Raw genomic sequence first — 16,995 nt, 5'->3', positions numbered from 1 at the left:
ATAAATGACTAAATCCTCCAATATCGCTCATACTAAGAATCACTATGTAAAAATAAAGGCGGTGAGTGGGATGGGATATCGCAGACGAAAAAAAACTTCAGATAAACTTGTTGAAGAGCAGCCGGGCCAAAGTGCTGATGTCAAAGAACCAAAGCAACCCAGTTACTCTCAACTTTCTCAAAATATCGAATATCTCACGAAAGCCTTGAAGCATTCCAATGATTTGAAGTTGAGAATTTTACAAGATGGCAACGCTGTACTTCTTTACTTTGAGACACTTGCAGATCAGGAAAAAGTGCAAGAAAAAATTTTCACGCAGATGGAGTTCGGAAAGTGGAACTCCATAGCTGAATTGCCGAATGGAAAGCATACAGAAAACCTGGAGGAAGCCCTCAAGGTTTTGTTACGGGGACATGCCCTCTATATAGAAGAAGACAATAAAAAATTATCTTATTTCAATGTCACTTCAGAGATTAACCGAAGTGTCGAAGAGCCCGCCAATGAAAAAGTTGTCCGGGGCTCCCATGAGGGGTTTGTAGAAAACCTCATGATCAATATCAACTTGATACGGAAAAGGTTGGAACACCGCGACTTGACGATAAAGTACTTCCGTGTAGGGAAGAAAACGAATACGAATGTAGCTATCGCTTATATGGAAGGGATTACAAATCCTGCCTTAGTAAAGGAAGTCAAAAAGAGGATTAAAAGTGTCACTGCGGATACGATTTTAAGTCCTGGTTTTATGGAAGAGTTCATCGAAGACAATCCAATGTCGCCATTTCCACAAACATTAAGTACGGAACGCCCCGACCGGGTAATTGCAAACGTGATGTCAGGAAAGGTGGCTTTGTTGGCTGAAGGAAGTCCGACCGTATTAATTCTTCCCTCTACTTTTTTCATGTTTTATCAGTCGCCGGATGACTATCATGCCCGTTGGGTTTCTGGTACCTTTATTCGGATAATCCGATTAATGAGTTTCCTGATTGCTATTGGTCTTCCGGCTATGTATATCGCTATCATCGGTTTTCATTTCGAAGTGATTCCGGATGACCTGGTATCGCCTGTGAAAAGTGCTATTGAGCAGATAGCTTACCCTCCGTTCGTGGAAGCATTCATTATGGTCATCATCATCGAACTGATCCGGGAAGCTGGTATCAGGCTGCCACAGCCTGTAGGACAGACAATCGGTATCGTGGGAGGTTTGGTCATTGGAGATGCGGTCATAAGGGCAGGGCTAATTTCAAATTTAATGGTGATTGTCGTCGCGTTGACAGCGATCGCTTCTTTTGTCGTCCCTTCCCATGAATTAAGCACGACACTCCGCCTGTTAACATTTCCGTTGATCATACTTGCAAGTACCCTGGGGTTTATCGGGATCGTCTTTGGCATAATGTTCATCCTCATTCATTTGGTCAAATTAGAGTCCTTTGGGAATCCGTATTTCGCTCCGGTTTCCCCTTTAAGGATTCAAGACTTAAAAGACACCTTTGTCCGTCTGCCTTTATTTAAGTTAAATACCAGACCGAAGGATGCAAACCCAATCAATGATCAGTCAATGGGAGAATCAAGGGAGTGGAAGAGAAGTGGCAAATCAAAAAAATCAAGGAAAACAAAAGGGACAAACAAAACAAAATGATACAGCCTTTCTTAATAACAAAATCTCCCGCCTGCAATTTTTTTTCCTGATTGTCCAGACACAAATCGGTGTAGGTGTCATATCTCTCCCTTATAACCTGCAGCAAGTGGCGAAACAGGATGGCTGGATATCTTTGATCGGAGCCAGTCTGGTTGTTCAGCTGATCATGTTTTTATATTGGCTCCTTCTTAAAAATACTCCTGGCCAGCATTTATTTATAAGTTTGGAAAAGATTTTTGGCAAATGGATAGGGAAGACTTCTACGCTGTTTTATTCTTTTTATTTTATTGCCGTAGGAGCCTTGATACTTATCCTTTATACACGGGTCATCAATTTATGGATGCTGATCAATACTCCTAAATGGGTACTGATGTTTTTAATGGTTACTGCTGGCTTATATCTCATTTCCGGTACGATAAAAGTACTGGCAAGAGCTTATACGCTTTTCTCTGGTTTGATGATCATCCTGGTTGTTTCATTGATTTACGGCGTCAGAGATTCTCATTTTATTTTTATCTTACCCGTAGGTAAAGCCGGGATAGAGCCTATTTTGAAAGGAGTCAACGAAGGTGTACTTTCCCTGTTAGGTTTTGTTTTCGTATTGATCATCTATCCCCTTGTGGAAGGTACGAACAAAGAGAAATTGAAGACGATATTTTATACCCAGTGGTTTGTGCTGGGATTTTACTTGTTAGTTGTTTTTTCAACGTTCACTTTCTTTGGTGCTAAAGAAATATTGCTCGTTCCAGAGCCTGTATTATATATGCTAAAGGCCTATGAATTCAGTGTTGTTGAACGGCTGGATCTATTTTTTATCTCGGTTTGGGTTGTGTCAGTGACCACTTCTTTTACCACATATTTGTATATGTCCGGTAAAGGCTTGAAGCATATGTTCAATAGTAAAAAGGAGATGCCTTTCATGATTATGATGGCTATCGTAGCCTTCATTTTGGCATTAACATTCGGCAGTGGCGAACAGCGGATTGGTCAATATGGAGATGTGGTGATGAAGTTCGGCTATCTGTTCTCTGGTTCACTGCCGGTCATTTTATTATTAGTATTCTTCGTGCGTAAAAAGAAGCTTACAGGAAGTGATTCCAAATGAAAAAGAAAGGTTTGTTATTGCTGCTGTGTTGTATGGTGTTACTAACCGGCTGCTGGGATCAGCGGTTATTCAAAGATGCTAAGCTGATCATGGGGGCTACTTTTGATCTAACGGAAGATGGAAGAGTGAAAGATACCGTCTCTATACTGATACCAGAAGCTGGAACAGAAAGAGCGACGGAGGGGCAAGCTCATATCGAAACAGGGATTGGTCATAACTTATTTGATGCGAGAAATGAAATCGATAAACAATTATCCTATAAATTCGATCCCTCCAAAATAGAGGTATTACTCATAGGAGAAAAACTTGCAAAACAGGATATATATTCTATTCTTGACGGGTATTATCGGGCTCCACAAAACAATTTAAGCGCTGAAGTAGCAGTCGTGGAAGGGGAAGCCTCAGAAGTTTTTTCTATAAAGACAGATCAGGAACCCCGTGTTTCTGAACATGTTGTTGGCCTGCTTGACGCTGTTGCCAACACCACCCATTCTCATGGGGATAATGTCCAGCTGATCTGTGCGGAACTATTTGAACCAGGTATCGATATTGCCTTACCTTTACTTACCGTAGATAAAGAAGCGAATGAAATAATTTATAAAGGGTTGGCTCTCTTCCATGACAAAAAATATTCTGGAATATCGTTAGATGCAGAGCAAGCCACGCTATTGTTGTTAATGAATAATAAGAAGGGGAAAGTCGCCAGAATAACCCGGCAAGTAAGTGAAACAGGTGAACCAAGGCTTACAAGGTATATAAGCGCTCAAGTAATCAAACAAAATCGTGATTTAAAAATCACACCTTTTGGAGGAACAATCTCTGTAGATGTAAACTTAGATTTATATTTGAATGTGGTAGAATACCCGAAGGATAAACTGACAGACCCGAAAGTAGTAGCAGAGTTGGAGAAAAAATTATCCGAAAAACTAACAAAGGAAGCGACAGAAATTATGTCACTATTACAAGAGTCTCACAGTGATGTGTTAGGGATTGGCAGACGTACGGAAGCTTTTCATTATGATACATGGAAACAGTTAGACTGGGATAAAGACTTTAAAAATATCACGATCACTCCGAAAGTAAATGTGGTAATTCAGGAACATGGCACGATTGGTTAAAAAAATGTAAAAATCTGAAACTTTTTCCTGGATGAGATCGTCTACAGAAATAGAGAAATTTTTGTCCAGGGGGAAGAAATATGAAAGGAACAAAAGTCGTCATCTATTTCGGTCTATTGGCTCTCGTACTTTTTATGACAGCGTGCCAGAGTACCAAAGCGGTACCTCACGATTACTACGAATATGATCAGAAGCAGGCAGAACAGGCTGTTAGTCAGATGGATTTTGAGCTGGAACTGCCGGAATTCATCCCGTTTGAAATGGTGATGATGGTCTCTGATGTGTATAAAGTCGATGATGCTGAAGCACTGGATCTAAGCTTTTATACCAATGAAAATGATTTGTTGACCTTGCAGTTCATTGAGGGGAACGTCGAACCAGACTTGTTTTCACCAGAACAAGTGGCCATTACCGATTCGCTTTCCGGTCAATATGTTGATAATTCATTTGCTAAAACCGTCACATGGCAAAAAGACGGGGTCACCTATAAGATGACCTATCGCCCCAGTAACTTTTCCGACGACAGCACCGACGTGGAAAAATCAGACTTAATCGATGTAGCACGCTCGTTCCACTTTTAATAGTACGCCAGATCATAATTCTATGGTCTGGCGTTTTCATTTAATTGTTTTTCACTCTGGGGTTTGGTGATAAGTCATGTCTTTCTATGGTACATGAAACTTAAAAAGTAGAAGAAACTAAGTCAGACATCTTCGTAAAGGAGAGAATAAATGTGGGAAAGTGGTTTGTATGTTTGTTTCTGTTCATTTTCTTGCTGATAACAGAAACAGGAAATAAAGTTGATGCAGAAACAATGACCTATCATATAAAACCAGGGGATACGATGTGGAAAATTTCCCTCCGTTATGATCTTTCTTTAAGTGACTTGATAGAGAGCAACGCTCATATCGAAAATCCGGGGGTGATTTATCCAGGTGACCGGCTGCTGATTCCTTCCGGAGAAATTACGGAAACAATAGTCGAGCTTACAAATGAAGCACGAATTCAAAAAGGGATCAAACCGCTGCATATGGATGAAGCGTTGAAACGTGTCGCAGCTGTTAAAGCCGAAGATATGGCTGAAAATAACTACTTCAGTCACCAATCCCCTACGTATGGTTCTCCCTTTATGATGCTCCGTGATTACCAAATAGACTTCGAGCGTGCGGCTGAAAATATAGCGGCCGCACCGTTTTCTCCCGAGGAAGTGGTTTCCCAATGGCTGGCACACTCTGGTCATCGAAAAAATATATTAAATGCCAGGATGACACATATCGGAGTAGGATATGCAGAAGGAAACAATGGAAAAGGATACTGGGTACAATTTTTCATTCAAAAATAATAGTAACGGTCATAACGGTGATGACGAACCCTAATAATTTTGTTAAGGTGAATAAAGTCCTGAGCAAGATAGTAAAAAAGGTTGACCGTTCACATTACTTTCAAAAATTGTAAACGTTGATATGACAAGGTTTTCAGTTCTATGACTAAAAATTACACTTGCATGACGTCTGACAACCTGATAGAATCCATTATGAAATGATCATATGTAAGCATTTTCATTATGGGACGGACAACTTTGAGGGAGGAACAAAATATGGGAATTTTATTAGGTCTTTTGGCCATTGTCGTTGTACTGGGTATCGCATTCTTGATGTCCAATGATAAAAAGAACATCAACCTTCGTGGAATTGGAATCATGCTAGCTTTGCAGCTGTTCACCACGTGGTTCATGTTCAATACAGATGTCGGACAGGCAATCATTGGTGCTATTTCAGCCGGTTTCAATAAATTGATTGAGTTCGGCTCAGAAGGTGTCAACTTTGTACTTGGGGGAATCGCTGTCGAAGAAGGCGGCGGAGGCGTGTTCTTTTTCAACGTCTTGCTATTGATTATTTTCTTTGCGACTATTCTATCTGTATTGACTTATTTAAAAATCTTGCCTTTCATCATCAAATATTTAGGACAAGCTCTTTCTTACATTACAGGACTTCCAAAAATCGAGTCCTTTAACGCGGTCAATAGTATCTTCTTCGGTCAGTCCGAAGCTTTGATTGCGATTAAATCTCAATTCCATCAATTGAGTGACAACCGTCTTTATATTGTCAGTGCATCTGCAATGGGGTCTGTTTCTGCTTCCATCGTAGGGGCTTACCTGGGAATGCTGCCGGCGCAATATGTACTTGTAGCGTTGCCATTGAATATGTTCAGTGCATTGATTGTAGCTTCCATCATTGCACCTGTCAAAGTAGACAAGAAAGAAGACACCGTTGAAATCCAGGATGTTTCCAATGCGAAGAGCTTTTTCGAAGCGATGGGTAATGGGGCCCTTGATGGTGGTCGTATCGCTTTGATCGTTGCAACCATGCTGATTGCTTTCATTGCATCACTAGAATTAGTGAACTGGGCATTTGCCGGGATCTTCAATGGATTCACCTTACAGCAAGCTTTAGGTTATGTCATTGCTCCACTCGGGCTATTGATGGGCATCCCAGCGGCTGAAGTTATCGATGCTGGTGCCATTATGGGTACAAAAATCGTAACAAACGAATTCGTAGCAATGCTGGAATTCCAGAACATGCTGGACCAAGTTTCTGAGAAAACAGTTGGGGTCGTCACTGTGTTCCTGACTAGTTTCGCCAACTTCTCTTCTATCGGTATCATCGCCGGTACGGTACAAGGAATCGACTCAGAAAAAGGCGGAAGAGTTTCCGGTTTCGGTATGAAACTATTGATTGGTGCTACATTAGGCTCTGTCCTATCCGCAACCATCGCAGGTCTATTCCTATAAGAAACTGACAAAAGTGCTATCCTTTCAAGTAAGGATAGCACTTTTTTGTATAGGTTCTGATTTTACAGTTAAGATCCCTTTAATTGAAGACTCAGTTTCGAGAGCAACTGTTTCCGTTACGGTTGGGAGCGTTTGGAGGTCCTGGAAATCACTCGCTTTCCATGGGCGTACGGTGAGCTTCCTCAGGCTTCGCCTTGCGGGATCTCACCATGTACTATCCTCCCATTGGAGTCTCGCAATTTCCCGGACCTCCTTGCTGTGGTGAGGAAACGGAAACAACCGCATGGAGCATTTTTAAAGAGCTATTCATAAAAAGGAAAAACTGCCACACTCACTGTTATTCACATTATGTAGCATAGGTAGAAGCATTTTCATTCATTGTAGTGGTCCGTTTATCTCGAAAAGGATAGGTTGGCGGGGAAACGGTGAGACTCCCGTGGGAGAAGGGGCTAGGCGAGACCCCACAGGTCGTGAAACGACCGAGGAGGCTTGCCAGTTCCCCCACAGGAAAGCGAATCGTTTCCCCGCCGCCCTTATTCCTGACTCGGCAACGGACCCGAAGTATCTCGAAATTAAGTTTTCCACAATTCGCCCAATAGTTGAATAAGCATCTCATGAAAAATTAACGACGTTTAAAAAAGCTTTAATGTAAAACTTTGTAATAACAGAGTTTCAGCCTGGGGTGTTTAGGAAATAGTTTACTGTAACCATTATTAAGAAGGAGAGATGTTATGGTACAGACATATAACCTATACATCAATGGCGAATGGGTAAAGACAGATGATCAACTAGAAGTCCTTAATAAGTATACACAGGAAGTTTATGCCCGGGTATCAAAAGCGGGAGTAAAAGAAGTAGAGCAGGCGACCACCGCTGCGGAAACTGCCTTCAAAGAAAACCCGCTTCCACCATACGAACGTTACAAAATTTTAAAGAGAGTAAGTGAACTGCTTCAGGAAAACAAAGAAGAGCTCGCTAAAAACATTACGATGGAAGCCGGAAAACCATTGAAGCAGACTCGAACGGAAATTGACCGGGCGACTCAGACGATTGAATTATCAGCGGAAGAGGCGAAGCGCATCCATGGGGAAGGCGTGCCGGTGGAAGCGGCTCCTGGTTCAGAAAACCGGATGGCCTATACGATGAAAGTTCCGGTCGGTGTAGTCGGAGCAATCAGTCCATTCAATTTCCCGTTGAATCTCGTAGCTCATAAAATTGCTCCTGCTATCGCAGCCGGAAATACTGTTGTTTTGAAACCTGCGAGCAACACGCCGACTACAGCGTTGAAGCTGGCTGAACTATTTGAGCAAGCTGGACTTCCGAAAGGCTTTTTGAATGTGGTTGTTGGTTCCGGATCAACCGTTGGCCAGCAGATGATGGAAGATGAACGGATTAATCTATACACGTTCACCGGCAGCGCTAATGTCGGTTTGAAGTTAAAGCAGAATACCGGCTTGAACAAGCTTATACTGGAACTTGGAAATAACTCTCCTATCATTGTAGATAAAGAAGCGGATTTAGACAAAGCTGCCAGCAATATTGCCCAGAAAAGTTTCGCTTTTGCCGGCCAAGTCTGCATTTCTGTCCAGCGCCTGTATGTCCATGAAGCTATTCAGGATGTATTCCAGGACAAATTATTTCAGGCAATCGACCAATTGAATATCGGCGACCCGAATGATCCCGATACAGATGTTGGACCGATGATCAGTGAAGAAGAAGCCGAGCGTGCCGAGCAATGGATTAAAGAAGCGGAAGAAAACGGCGCGAAAGTGGTCTATGGCGGTAACCGTGAGGGAGCCTTACTTCATCCGACGGTAATTACTAATGTGAAAAACGACATGAAAGTTGTCTGTGAAGAAATTTTCGCACCAGTCATAAGCATGATTCCTTTTTCAGACATTAAGGAATGCATCGATGAAGTGAACAAATCCCAATACGGGCTCCAAGGCGGAATCTTCACAAAGAACCTGGAAACAGCCTTTTATGCAGCTAAACATGTCCACGTTGGAGGACTCATGATCAATGACTCCTCTCAGTACCGTGTCGACTTGATGCCATATGGCGGCGTCAAAGGTAGCGGCTGGGGTAAAGAAGGACCGAAATATGCGATCGAGGATATGACTGAAGAGCGATTGATTGTTTTCAACCTTGATCAGTAATAATAGAAACCAGCTGACACTTTGGTGCCAGCTGGTTTTTTACCTATTATAAAGTCTGATATTCCTTCGTTGCAGCAAAAACATCCGCCCATATAAGGTAATGGCTCCAGCAGTCAAACCGATAATCAAGCTCATCCAGTAGCCATATGGACCAAGTGCTGTATAGTTGGCAAGCAGCCATCCGCTTGGGAGACCAATTACCCAGTATGATACAAACGCCATGACCAGCGTAATATTGACGTCCTTGTATCCACGCAAAATCCCCTGAATTGGAGCTCCGACAGCATCCGATAATTGGAACCAGATCGCGAAGAAAATGAAGTTCTTCGTCAATTCAATTACGGCAGGATTGGAACTGTAAAGACGAGCAACGGCATCGTCAAATACATACAAAATCATCCCGGCCAGTACGGACATCGCAACTGCTATTAATATACCTAAATAAGAATACGTACGGGCATCCTTGTGGCGGTTTGCCCCTGTTTCAAAACCTACGGCAATGGTCAGGGTGAAAGCAATGCTCAGCGGGATCATATATAACAAAGAAGCGAAATTGATGGCTGCCTGGTGTGCTGCAATGGTATACGTATCATAAGCGGTCATAAAAAAAGTGACCGCTGCGAATATACTAGTCTCAAAGAAAATTGCGAAACCAATGGGAATGCCAATTTTTAACTGTTCTCCCCAGGCCTTCAATGATGGACGAATCCAGTTGGAAAAGATGCGATAGACACGGAATGGCTGAACAGTCTGCAGAATAACTACGGCGATGATAAAAGAGACCCAGTAGGTCAAAGCAGTCGCCAGCCCTGCACCGATCCCGCCAAGTGCTGGAAATCCGAATTTCCCAAAAATGAATATATAATTGAATAAAATATTGGTAGGAAGGGTAAGAAGAATGATGATCATCGATATCCTTGTATACCCGAGAGCATCGATGAAACTGCGATAAATATTGAATACAAATAATGGTATGATTCCAATTCCAAGTGTAATCAGGTAATATTTCGCGATATAGGTTACACCATCCGTTATATCCATCAGACCAAGCACCGGTTCGATTAAAAAGAAACCTGCCACACCGATAACGATCGCGATCACTGCTGCAAGGTACGCCCCCTGTTTAACTGCGACGGGGATTTCGCTGTCTTGTTTCGCTCCCTTTAACTGTGCCACAATAGGGGAAATGGCCAGCATGATACCGTTCAGCCCGGTGAAAATGGGCAGCCATACATTTGAACCGATGGCGACACCGGCTAAATCTTCAGCTCCAGCCTGGCCGGCCATAATCGTATCAAAAAAATTCATCGCATACATGCCGATTTGCGTGATAAGAATCGGGATGAGGATGGTGAGAAATAGCTTGATTTTCTGTTTCAAGGTTGAAGTTTCATACATATGTCTCTTCCTTTTCTGATACAATTCACTTAGGATAGAGAGGATTATAGCACAAAAACAAGACTTAACCTATATGAAATTATGAAATAGACAGGATGACGAAGAGAAAGGAAGTTTTTTATGAGTAAGAAAAGCATATTATTTACCGGTGGAGGAACAGCAGGACATGTCATCGTGAACCTCGCGTTAATTCCGGAATTCCAAAAACAGGGATATGAGATAGATTATATCGGATCCCACAACGGGATAGAACGACAATTGATTGAAGACCTCGATGGTGTTTCCTACCACGCTATCTCTACAGGAAAACTGCGTCGCTATATGTCGAAAGAAAATTTGAAAGATCCTTTCAAAGTCATGAAAGGTACCGTGCAGGCATGGAATATCATCCGGAAACGGAAACCGAATGTCATTTTCTCTAAAGGGGGATTTGTATCTGTCCCTGTAGTGGCTGCATCATGGATGAATCGCGTACCGGCAATCATCCATGAGTCCGATTACACCCCAGGGCTTGCAAATAAACTGGCGTCACGGTTTGCGAAAAAAATCCTGGCGACTTTCCCGGAAACGATGCAGTATTTACCTGAGGGAAAGAAAGAATATATTGGGGCTGTCATCCGGGAGGAATTGTTTAAGGGCGATAAACAAAAGGGACTGGAGATGTGCGGCTTCTCTACTTCGAAACCCGTCCTGATGGTGATGGGAGGAAGTATGGGATCGAAAAAAATCAATGATTCGATTCGTAACCAATTGGATGAGTTGCTGCCAAAAATGCAAATCATCCATATATGCGGCAAAGGAAATGTCGATGAGTCGGTTAAGCAGTCGGGCTACGTCCAATTTGAATATGTAACCGATGAATTGAAACATCTTTTTGCGGCGACTGATTATATCGTTTCCCGCGCAGGATCCAACGCTATCTATGAATTTTTGGCATTACAAAAACCAATGCTGCTTATCCCATTATCGAGACAAGCAAGCCGCGGTGACCAGATATTGAATGCTGATTCGTTTGTCAAACAAGGATACGCAAGAAAACTGGAAGAGGAAGAATTGACAGAAGAAACGCTCATAGAAGAAATTGATGGGTTGATGAAAGATAAAGATGAAATCCTTAAAAATATGGAAAACTACCAAAGCCAGCAAGTGAAAGAAAAGGTTGTCCAGTTGATACAAAGTTACGAAAAAAAATAAATGTTAGACTGCCTTACATAAAGGCAGTCTTTTTTTCATTCAATCATTGTTATTGTAGGGGGATGAAGAAATTTAAGTTATAATTAAAAGTACCAAGATTATACAAAGTCAGGAGTCGATGTCATTGAAAAATGTCGTTTGTCATTATTGTAAGAAGGAAGTGAAAGACAGGGATAATCTTGTTACTGCTTCCAATTGGTTCCGTATCAAAGCGTTCCACTATAATTGCTTCAAAGAACAGGAGCAGGATACCAAGCTTTCGGTCAATTCCTGGAATCCGGTCAATGGCGGCGCTGGGAATGTCAGTTTTGCTATCATGCTGGCATTGGCTGTCTGGATGCTGTTCACCAACACGCTGGGTTTCATCGGTGACTTAATAGGAATTTTAGCATTATATCCAATCTTCCTCCGTTTTTTATCGTTAATTTTTATCGAGTCTACTTTACCTAAGTTCAGTTCAGATAAGCAGAGAAGGTGAAACCTGCTCAATGAAGCCCGTAACGGCAAAGTAAGCTATGATTGCGAGGATGTATAATAATTGTATGATGATTCCAACGATACTACATACAAGGCCTGCGATCGCGACATTCATCCCTGCTTCATCTTTGGTTTTTATTTCTTTCATGCTTCCCTTGTAATAATAAATTCCTGCAATGGCACAAAATAAACCGATGACAGGAATGACGATGGACAGGATACCTAAAGTCAGTGAAGTGATTGCTTTGTTATTGGTAAATTGCTTGTCACTCAAATAATCCGCCCCTTTTCTCTCTATATAATCAGTATAAAGATAAAGCAAGAAGATTAGAAGGTTTTACCTTATTTCCAAACAGGGTAAATACATAAAGTGAGTAAAAATGATAGGATGTAAGCAAGCATTTCGCAAAGGAGAGATAGGATATGAGTTTAACAAGTACTGTCAAAATGCGTAATCATGTAGAAATGCCATGGCTCGGCCTTGGGGTATATAAAATGGAAGACGGCCAGGAAGTAGTGGATTCGGTGAAAAGTGCCTTAGAACTGGGTTACCGTCATATCGATACTGCGTCATTTTATAAAAATGAAGAAGGTGTCGGACAGGCGATCAAAGAAAGTGACGTACCCCGTGAGGAGATATTCGTCACTACGAAGGTCTGGAATGATGAGCAGGGTTATGAAGAAACACTGGAGGCTTTCGATCGCAGCTTGAATAAGCTGGGTCTTGAATACCTTGATCTATATCTGATTCATTGGCCAGTTCCAGGAAAGTTCACGGATACGTGGAAAGCGTTGGAGAAGCTTTATAAAGATGGAAAAGTGAAAGCGATTGGTGTCAGCAACTTCCTGCCGCATCACTTGGAAGATGTGATGAAAGACGCTGAAGAAACTCCGATAGTCAACCAGATTGAACTGCATCCGGAACTTCACCAACAGCAAACAAGAGAGTTCTGCGAAGCAAATGATATCCAGGTCGTTGCCTGGTCGCCACTTGCGCGTGGGAAGTACCTGGATGCTCCTGTTTTAAAAGAACTAGCTGAAAAGTATGATAAAACACCAGCACAAATCATTCTTCGCTGGGATTATCAAAGTGGTATCGTGACGATTCCTAAATCCGTTAAAAAAGAAAGACAGCAGGAAAACGCGGATATCTTCGATTTTGAATTGACAGACGAAGAAATCAAACGTATCGATGAATTAGACCTTGGAGAGGAAGGACGTAACGGTCCACATCCAGACGAATTTGATTACTGATATCCAAAGCAAAAGCGACCGGTAGGTATCGCAATAAAGGCATGGACATTTTGCTGTCCATGCCTTTTAATCCTTTAAAAAAGTTTAACTTTGTTAAAGGATTAAAGTATAAGGAACACTCAGGCTTTCGTTATAAGGGCTTGGCGACAAGCCTTTTCTAATAATGTTTCTTTTTGCCTGTCTCTATCAGGTCCGTTATGAATCAGGGGTATGCATGAATATCTGTTAGGTTGGAATGGTAGAAGGGGGGAGTTGGACGAATCTTTGTTTGTTGGCTATATGGGCAGTTTGCCATCAACGAAGGAGATTAATGTGAAAATGATGATCAGGAACAGAATATATACGAACAGGGTCAACAGCAATATTTTCGGTTTTCTGAGAAATAACATGTTCGATCCCAGCATAGTATCCCTGTTATTTAATTTATGTTCGAGCTCATCTAATAATTTATCAATGGTTTGCTGCTCATTCCTGGAATTGGCTTCTCTTATTTCATTTAACACTTTGTAGTAGGCTTTCGGGATACTCTGGTTTTTACTGCTGCCGTGTTGGCCGGTTGATAACTCAGTTTCCATATTGACGATTTTTTCGAAGTAGTTGTCCTTTTGTGTCGCATCCAAATGTTTGCTTCTCTCGAAACGGAGGACAAGGTCACCGAACAAGTTTTCCAAATCATAATTGGCTTCTAAATCAACATTAAGGTCCCTTTCTACTGAACGAAAAATTTTGATTAATTTATTGTGGGAAACCTTTTCTTCGCTGACTAACATTCCTTCCATTATATCAAGCAAGGTATCTTTCGCTTTATTGATTCTTTCTTTTTTTACTTTCTTTCCAGAAAACCATAAACCAATTGGTCCCAGAATAAAAAACACTAAACCACTTATAAACGACACGATGATATTGTTTCTATTTGCTTCCCAAAAAGTAGTTATCCAGTCCATCATTACCACCACCTGTCTATGAAAAGTGAGATGTTTGGGAACAGAGGGTGTTGTCCCTTTTACATATCTATGAAAGACGGGAGAAATAAATTCAATTGCAATGCATTCATACCACGTATTTTTCGTGTCACAGGAGAGGGCGTCCGGTAACATTACTGTTGATGCGGCCATGCCATAAGGTAGGGGGGCGCGGTGGTCAGCCTACAGAAGCTGGAAGGCCTTAACGGAAAATACATAAAAAAGACGACCTTATCTAAACGGGATAAGGTCGTTTTATATTATAATCAGAAAGGGGAATAACTGATTATTATTGTTTTGCCAATCCAAGCATAGCATTCTTATCAGCGCGAAGCGCGTTCACTGCTTTCAGGCCTGCTGACATTTGTGCAGAGTTAGCACTCATGGTAGAAGTAGGCGGGAAGCAAGTGATACCTGTGAAGCAGCTAAGGTCCACTTCAACGCATATGCCCGTGCTGAACCATCCATCGAAAAGTAAGAGACATGGATCTTCGTCACAAAGACTTGGGAAAAGTAGTTCCAAAATAGCACAGCAATCATCATTGTCTTTGAACTTCTTCACTCGGAAGAATGGGGAAGGCACTGGCCCGAAGCAGTCGTTTTCGGTACGAACTCCCCATGCGAAGTAAGGAAGCAATCCGGCAAAGGTATTTTCGCAGCCGCACAGCAGCATAAAAGGAATCGTATCGTTGCCGTTCCCGTTACCAGTAGGGGATACCAGGTCCCTGATGGACATTTCACAAGATCCACTTCTGCAACAGTCATTGTTTGCGACTTCGTCTTGCACTTCTGCGATTCTTCTTACTTTTCTGCACACGCAGTTGTCTTTTTTACATTTACAACTCATTCATTTCACTCCTTGATTCGTTTTGCCCGAAGGTATTAATAGAATATGTCGGGACTACAGGAGTGCATGGGAGTTTGTCTCTATCAACATAATAAATGTACGTTTGTCCATAGCAGGCTTGTCCAGTGAAACAAGCAATACTCTGACAGCTCGTCCCCTAAGAGGGAGAAGCTTTAGTTAATAGATTTTTTCTGTAAGGCAAGGGGTGAGAAAAGGATCCACGAAAAAGCCTGATTCCAGAAGGGCTAAAGCCATTTTTTAATATTTTCGATTGACTGAACTTTTTTGGTTTCTTCCATTACTCGGAACGGACATCCTTTTTCACGCAAACGCTGGAAGGTGTTACGGATTGTGAATATTTTTGGATCTTTTAATGAGTCAAGTTCTTCCCAATATAACGGAGTGGAAACGCTTGCGGCAGTATTTCCCCGCGGGGAATAAGGAGCGATGATTGTTTTACCAGGCGCATGCTGGACATGATCGACGTACAACCTCTCTTTCCGCTTTTTCTTTAATCGTTCTGTGGTAAACAGGTCTGGTTGATAATCGACCAGCGTATTAGCGATTACCTCTGTGAAGCGGCTTGTCTGATCATAGGTTAAGGACTTGTCCGGAAGCGGCAGGTAGACTTGCAGCCCCTTGCCTCCTGAGGTTTTCACAAAAGCATGAACCTGGAGTTCCTGGAAAATCGTATAAAGATGCTTTGCTGCCTGGACAGCGAGATGAAAACCATTTTCGTCCGGGGGATCGAGATCAAAGACAATCTCCGCTGGATAGTCACTGTTTTGTTTTTGAAAAGGAACATGGTATTCAATTGCTGCCTGATTACCAAACCAGGCAACCTGGGCGGCGTGAGAGATGAATTGGCTTCCTTCCTCGTTCTTGACAAATATATCCGGGGCATAGGCAGGCAGGTTTTTTTGAAAAAAAGCTTCCTTATTTATTCCATCAGGATAACGGATGACGGTCAATTTTCTGTCATCCAAAAAAGGTTTCATATATGGGTAGATTCTCCGCAAATAACTAATCAGCTCTGCTTTGGAGAGTTCCAGTTCCGGATATAAATGTTTATCCAGGTTCGTATAGGAAACTTCATCAGGTGGCATACCTAACTGCCAGTCCAACCGGGAAATGGTGCAAGCTTCCGGTGCCATGTCCAAACGGAATGCAGCAAAAACAGGCTCTCTCAATTCGTTGCCATGAAAACCAAGGCAATGGATGTCCATACAAATTGCAGGAGGGACCTGGAAATAATCGCCACGTTTGGTGCCCCGCTCTTTTACTGCCTTAATCAATGTTTCCTTATCGTTTTGATTCAGACCATGCTTGCATTTACCTATTGTCAGAAGAGAATCGTTTTCATCATAAACAGATAAATCAAAATAAGCGTTTTGCTTTTGGTAGCCAGTCACTATACCGGTGATTGTCAGCCAGTTCTTGATTTTTTTCCATTTTTCATTTTTACCTTCCTCATAGAGTGCAGAGGTGAGTTTCGCCACCACGCCTTCAGCCAGATGGTCATCGACACGTTGCTGGATCTCTGACTTTCTTTTAACAGCCTCGACATAACCAAGCGGCACGGTAAACTGAATGGCAAGCGGGAGGTCAAGGAGCTTGAACAATTGCGCGAGCTGCTTTTTTCGTGAAGTATAAGCGGAGGTCAATTTTTTCCCTTTCCACTCCACGATATCAAAGACGAGGAAGTGAGCTGGCCTTTGTTCTGCTTGATGTTGAATACGCGCTTTATTGCTCATGCGTGAGCGTGTCTGCAAGGTATAAAAGTCACTCTGATACAAGGTATTCAAAACGGTCAACTCACCATCCAGAACTAGTGGCAGATAATCCTCTAATTGTTCGGATTGCTCGTAAAAAAATTCCACCACCTCGGGAAATTGCTTCGTCAAAGATTTTCCATTACGGCTGATTAATTCGACATTGCCATTCTCCCACTTGACGAAACATCGAAAGCCATCGTATTTCACTTCGTAAACCCAATTTTTACCATCTGGCAATTCAGCGGCAAGTACTGGCTGCATGGTTTTATACTTCATAAC

General features: G+C 42.1%; 15 protein-coding genes. 10 read left to right on the top strand and 5 right to left on the bottom strand.

Annotated elements, in window-relative coordinates; all coding sequences use genetic code 11:
* The first annotated feature begins 4 nt into the window (after positions 1–4).
* The 7 genes from ACGTN9_RS14435 (at position 5) to ACGTN9_RS14405 (ending at position 8,809) form a co-directional block, all read left to right on the top strand.
* Positions 5–1,636, top strand: coding sequence for a spore germination protein (locus ACGTN9_RS14435; protein WP_499593947.1), 1,632 nt, complete (start codon positions 5–7; stop codon positions 1,634–1,636).
* Entirely contained in the window at positions 1,584–2,741 is a 1,158-nt protein-coding gene (locus ACGTN9_RS14430) for a GerAB/ArcD/ProY family transporter (RefSeq protein ID WP_499593945.1), read from the top strand. Before ACGTN9_RS14435 ends, ACGTN9_RS14430 begins: the two co-directional genes overlap by 53 nt.
* Entirely contained in the window at positions 2,738–3,859 is a 1,122-nt protein-coding gene (locus ACGTN9_RS14425; RefSeq protein WP_499593943.1) for a Ger(x)C family spore germination protein, read from the top strand. The genes ACGTN9_RS14430 and ACGTN9_RS14425 overlap by 4 nt, the downstream gene beginning before the upstream one ends.
* A gap of 80 nt (positions 3,860–3,939) precedes the next feature.
* Positions 3,940–4,440, top strand: a complete 501-nt coding sequence (locus ACGTN9_RS14420; RefSeq protein WP_499593941.1) for a hypothetical protein — start codon at positions 3,940–3,942, stop codon at positions 4,438–4,440.
* Between the two features lie 152 nt (positions 4,441–4,592).
* Complete coding sequence (locus ACGTN9_RS14415) at positions 4,593–5,201, top strand: CAP domain-containing protein (RefSeq protein WP_499593939.1); 609 nt, start codon at positions 4,593–4,595, stop codon at positions 5,199–5,201.
* A gap of 255 nt (positions 5,202–5,456) precedes the next feature.
* Positions 5,457–6,650 carry a NupC/NupG family nucleoside CNT transporter gene (locus ACGTN9_RS14410; RefSeq protein ID WP_499593937.1) on the top strand — a complete coding sequence of 398 codons (1,194 nt, stop codon included), beginning with the start codon at positions 5,457–5,459 and terminating at the stop codon, positions 6,648–6,650.
* A 731-nt stretch (positions 6,651–7,381) separates the two neighbouring features.
* Positions 7,382–8,809 carry an aldehyde dehydrogenase family protein gene (locus tag ACGTN9_RS14405; RefSeq protein ID WP_499593935.1) on the top strand — a complete coding sequence of 476 codons (1,428 nt, stop codon included), beginning with the start codon at positions 7,382–7,384 and terminating at the stop codon, positions 8,807–8,809.
* 39 nt (positions 8,810–8,848) lie between these two features.
* Here ACGTN9_RS14405 and ACGTN9_RS14400 read toward each other — a convergent pair whose 3' ends face one another.
* The gene (locus ACGTN9_RS14400; RefSeq protein ID WP_499593933.1) at positions 8,849–10,207 is read right to left on the bottom strand and encodes an MATE family efflux transporter; all 1,359 of its coding nucleotides are present in this window, start codon (positions 10,205–10,207) and stop codon (positions 8,849–8,851) included.
* A gap of 120 nt (positions 10,208–10,327) precedes the next feature.
* Between ACGTN9_RS14400 and murG the strand changes: the two genes are divergently transcribed.
* Both murG and ACGTN9_RS14390 read left to right on the top strand, forming a co-directional pair.
* The gene (gene murG, locus ACGTN9_RS14395; RefSeq protein ID WP_499593931.1) at positions 10,328–11,401 is read left to right on the top strand and encodes an undecaprenyldiphospho-muramoylpentapeptide beta-N-acetylglucosaminyltransferase; all 1,074 of its coding nucleotides are present in this window, start codon (positions 10,328–10,330) and stop codon (positions 11,399–11,401) included.
* A 124-nt stretch (positions 11,402–11,525) separates the two neighbouring features.
* The gene (locus ACGTN9_RS14390; protein WP_499593929.1) at positions 11,526–11,879 is read left to right on the top strand and encodes a hypothetical protein; all 354 of its coding nucleotides are present in this window, start codon (positions 11,526–11,528) and stop codon (positions 11,877–11,879) included.
* Here the strand turns inward: ACGTN9_RS14390 and ACGTN9_RS14385 are convergent.
* Positions 11,859–12,152, bottom strand: a complete 294-nt coding sequence (locus ACGTN9_RS14385; protein WP_499593927.1) for a DUF4190 domain-containing protein — start codon at positions 12,150–12,152, stop codon at positions 11,859–11,861. The genes ACGTN9_RS14390 and ACGTN9_RS14385 overlap by 21 nt on opposite strands.
* Before the next feature lie 149 nt (positions 12,153–12,301).
* Here ACGTN9_RS14385 and ACGTN9_RS14380 point away from each other — a divergent pair, with 149 nt between their 5' ends.
* Positions 12,302–13,132, top strand: coding sequence for an aldo/keto reductase (locus ACGTN9_RS14380; protein ID WP_499593925.1), 831 nt, complete (start codon positions 12,302–12,304; stop codon positions 13,130–13,132).
* 275 nt (positions 13,133–13,407) lie between these two features.
* Here the strand turns inward: ACGTN9_RS14380 and ACGTN9_RS14375 are convergent, their stop codons facing one another.
* The 3 genes from ACGTN9_RS14375 to ligD form a co-directional block, all read right to left on the bottom strand.
* Positions 13,408–14,076, bottom strand: a complete 669-nt coding sequence (locus ACGTN9_RS14375) for a hypothetical protein (protein ID WP_499593923.1) — start codon at positions 14,074–14,076, stop codon at positions 13,408–13,410.
* 307 nt (positions 14,077–14,383) lie between these two features.
* The gene (locus ACGTN9_RS14370) at positions 14,384–14,941 is read right to left on the bottom strand and encodes a CotY/CotZ family spore coat protein (RefSeq protein WP_499593921.1); all 558 of its coding nucleotides are present in this window, start codon (positions 14,939–14,941) and stop codon (positions 14,384–14,386) included.
* 245 nt (positions 14,942–15,186) lie between these two features.
* The gene (gene ligD, locus ACGTN9_RS14365; protein WP_499593919.1) at positions 15,187–16,992 is read right to left on the bottom strand and encodes a DNA ligase D; all 1,806 of its coding nucleotides are present in this window, start codon (positions 16,990–16,992) and stop codon (positions 15,187–15,189) included.
* Between the last annotated feature and the right edge of the window lie 3 nt (positions 16,993–16,995).

Origin of the sequence: Halobacillus sp. B23F22_5 (genome assembly GCF_043497085.1) — a bacterium.
In the GTDB taxonomy this organism is placed as follows: domain Bacteria; phylum Bacillota; class Bacilli; order Bacillales; family Halobacillaceae; genus Thalassobacillus.
The sequence above is the reverse complement of the archived record's forward strand: the minus strand, read 5'-3'. Positions and strand labels throughout refer to the sequence as shown.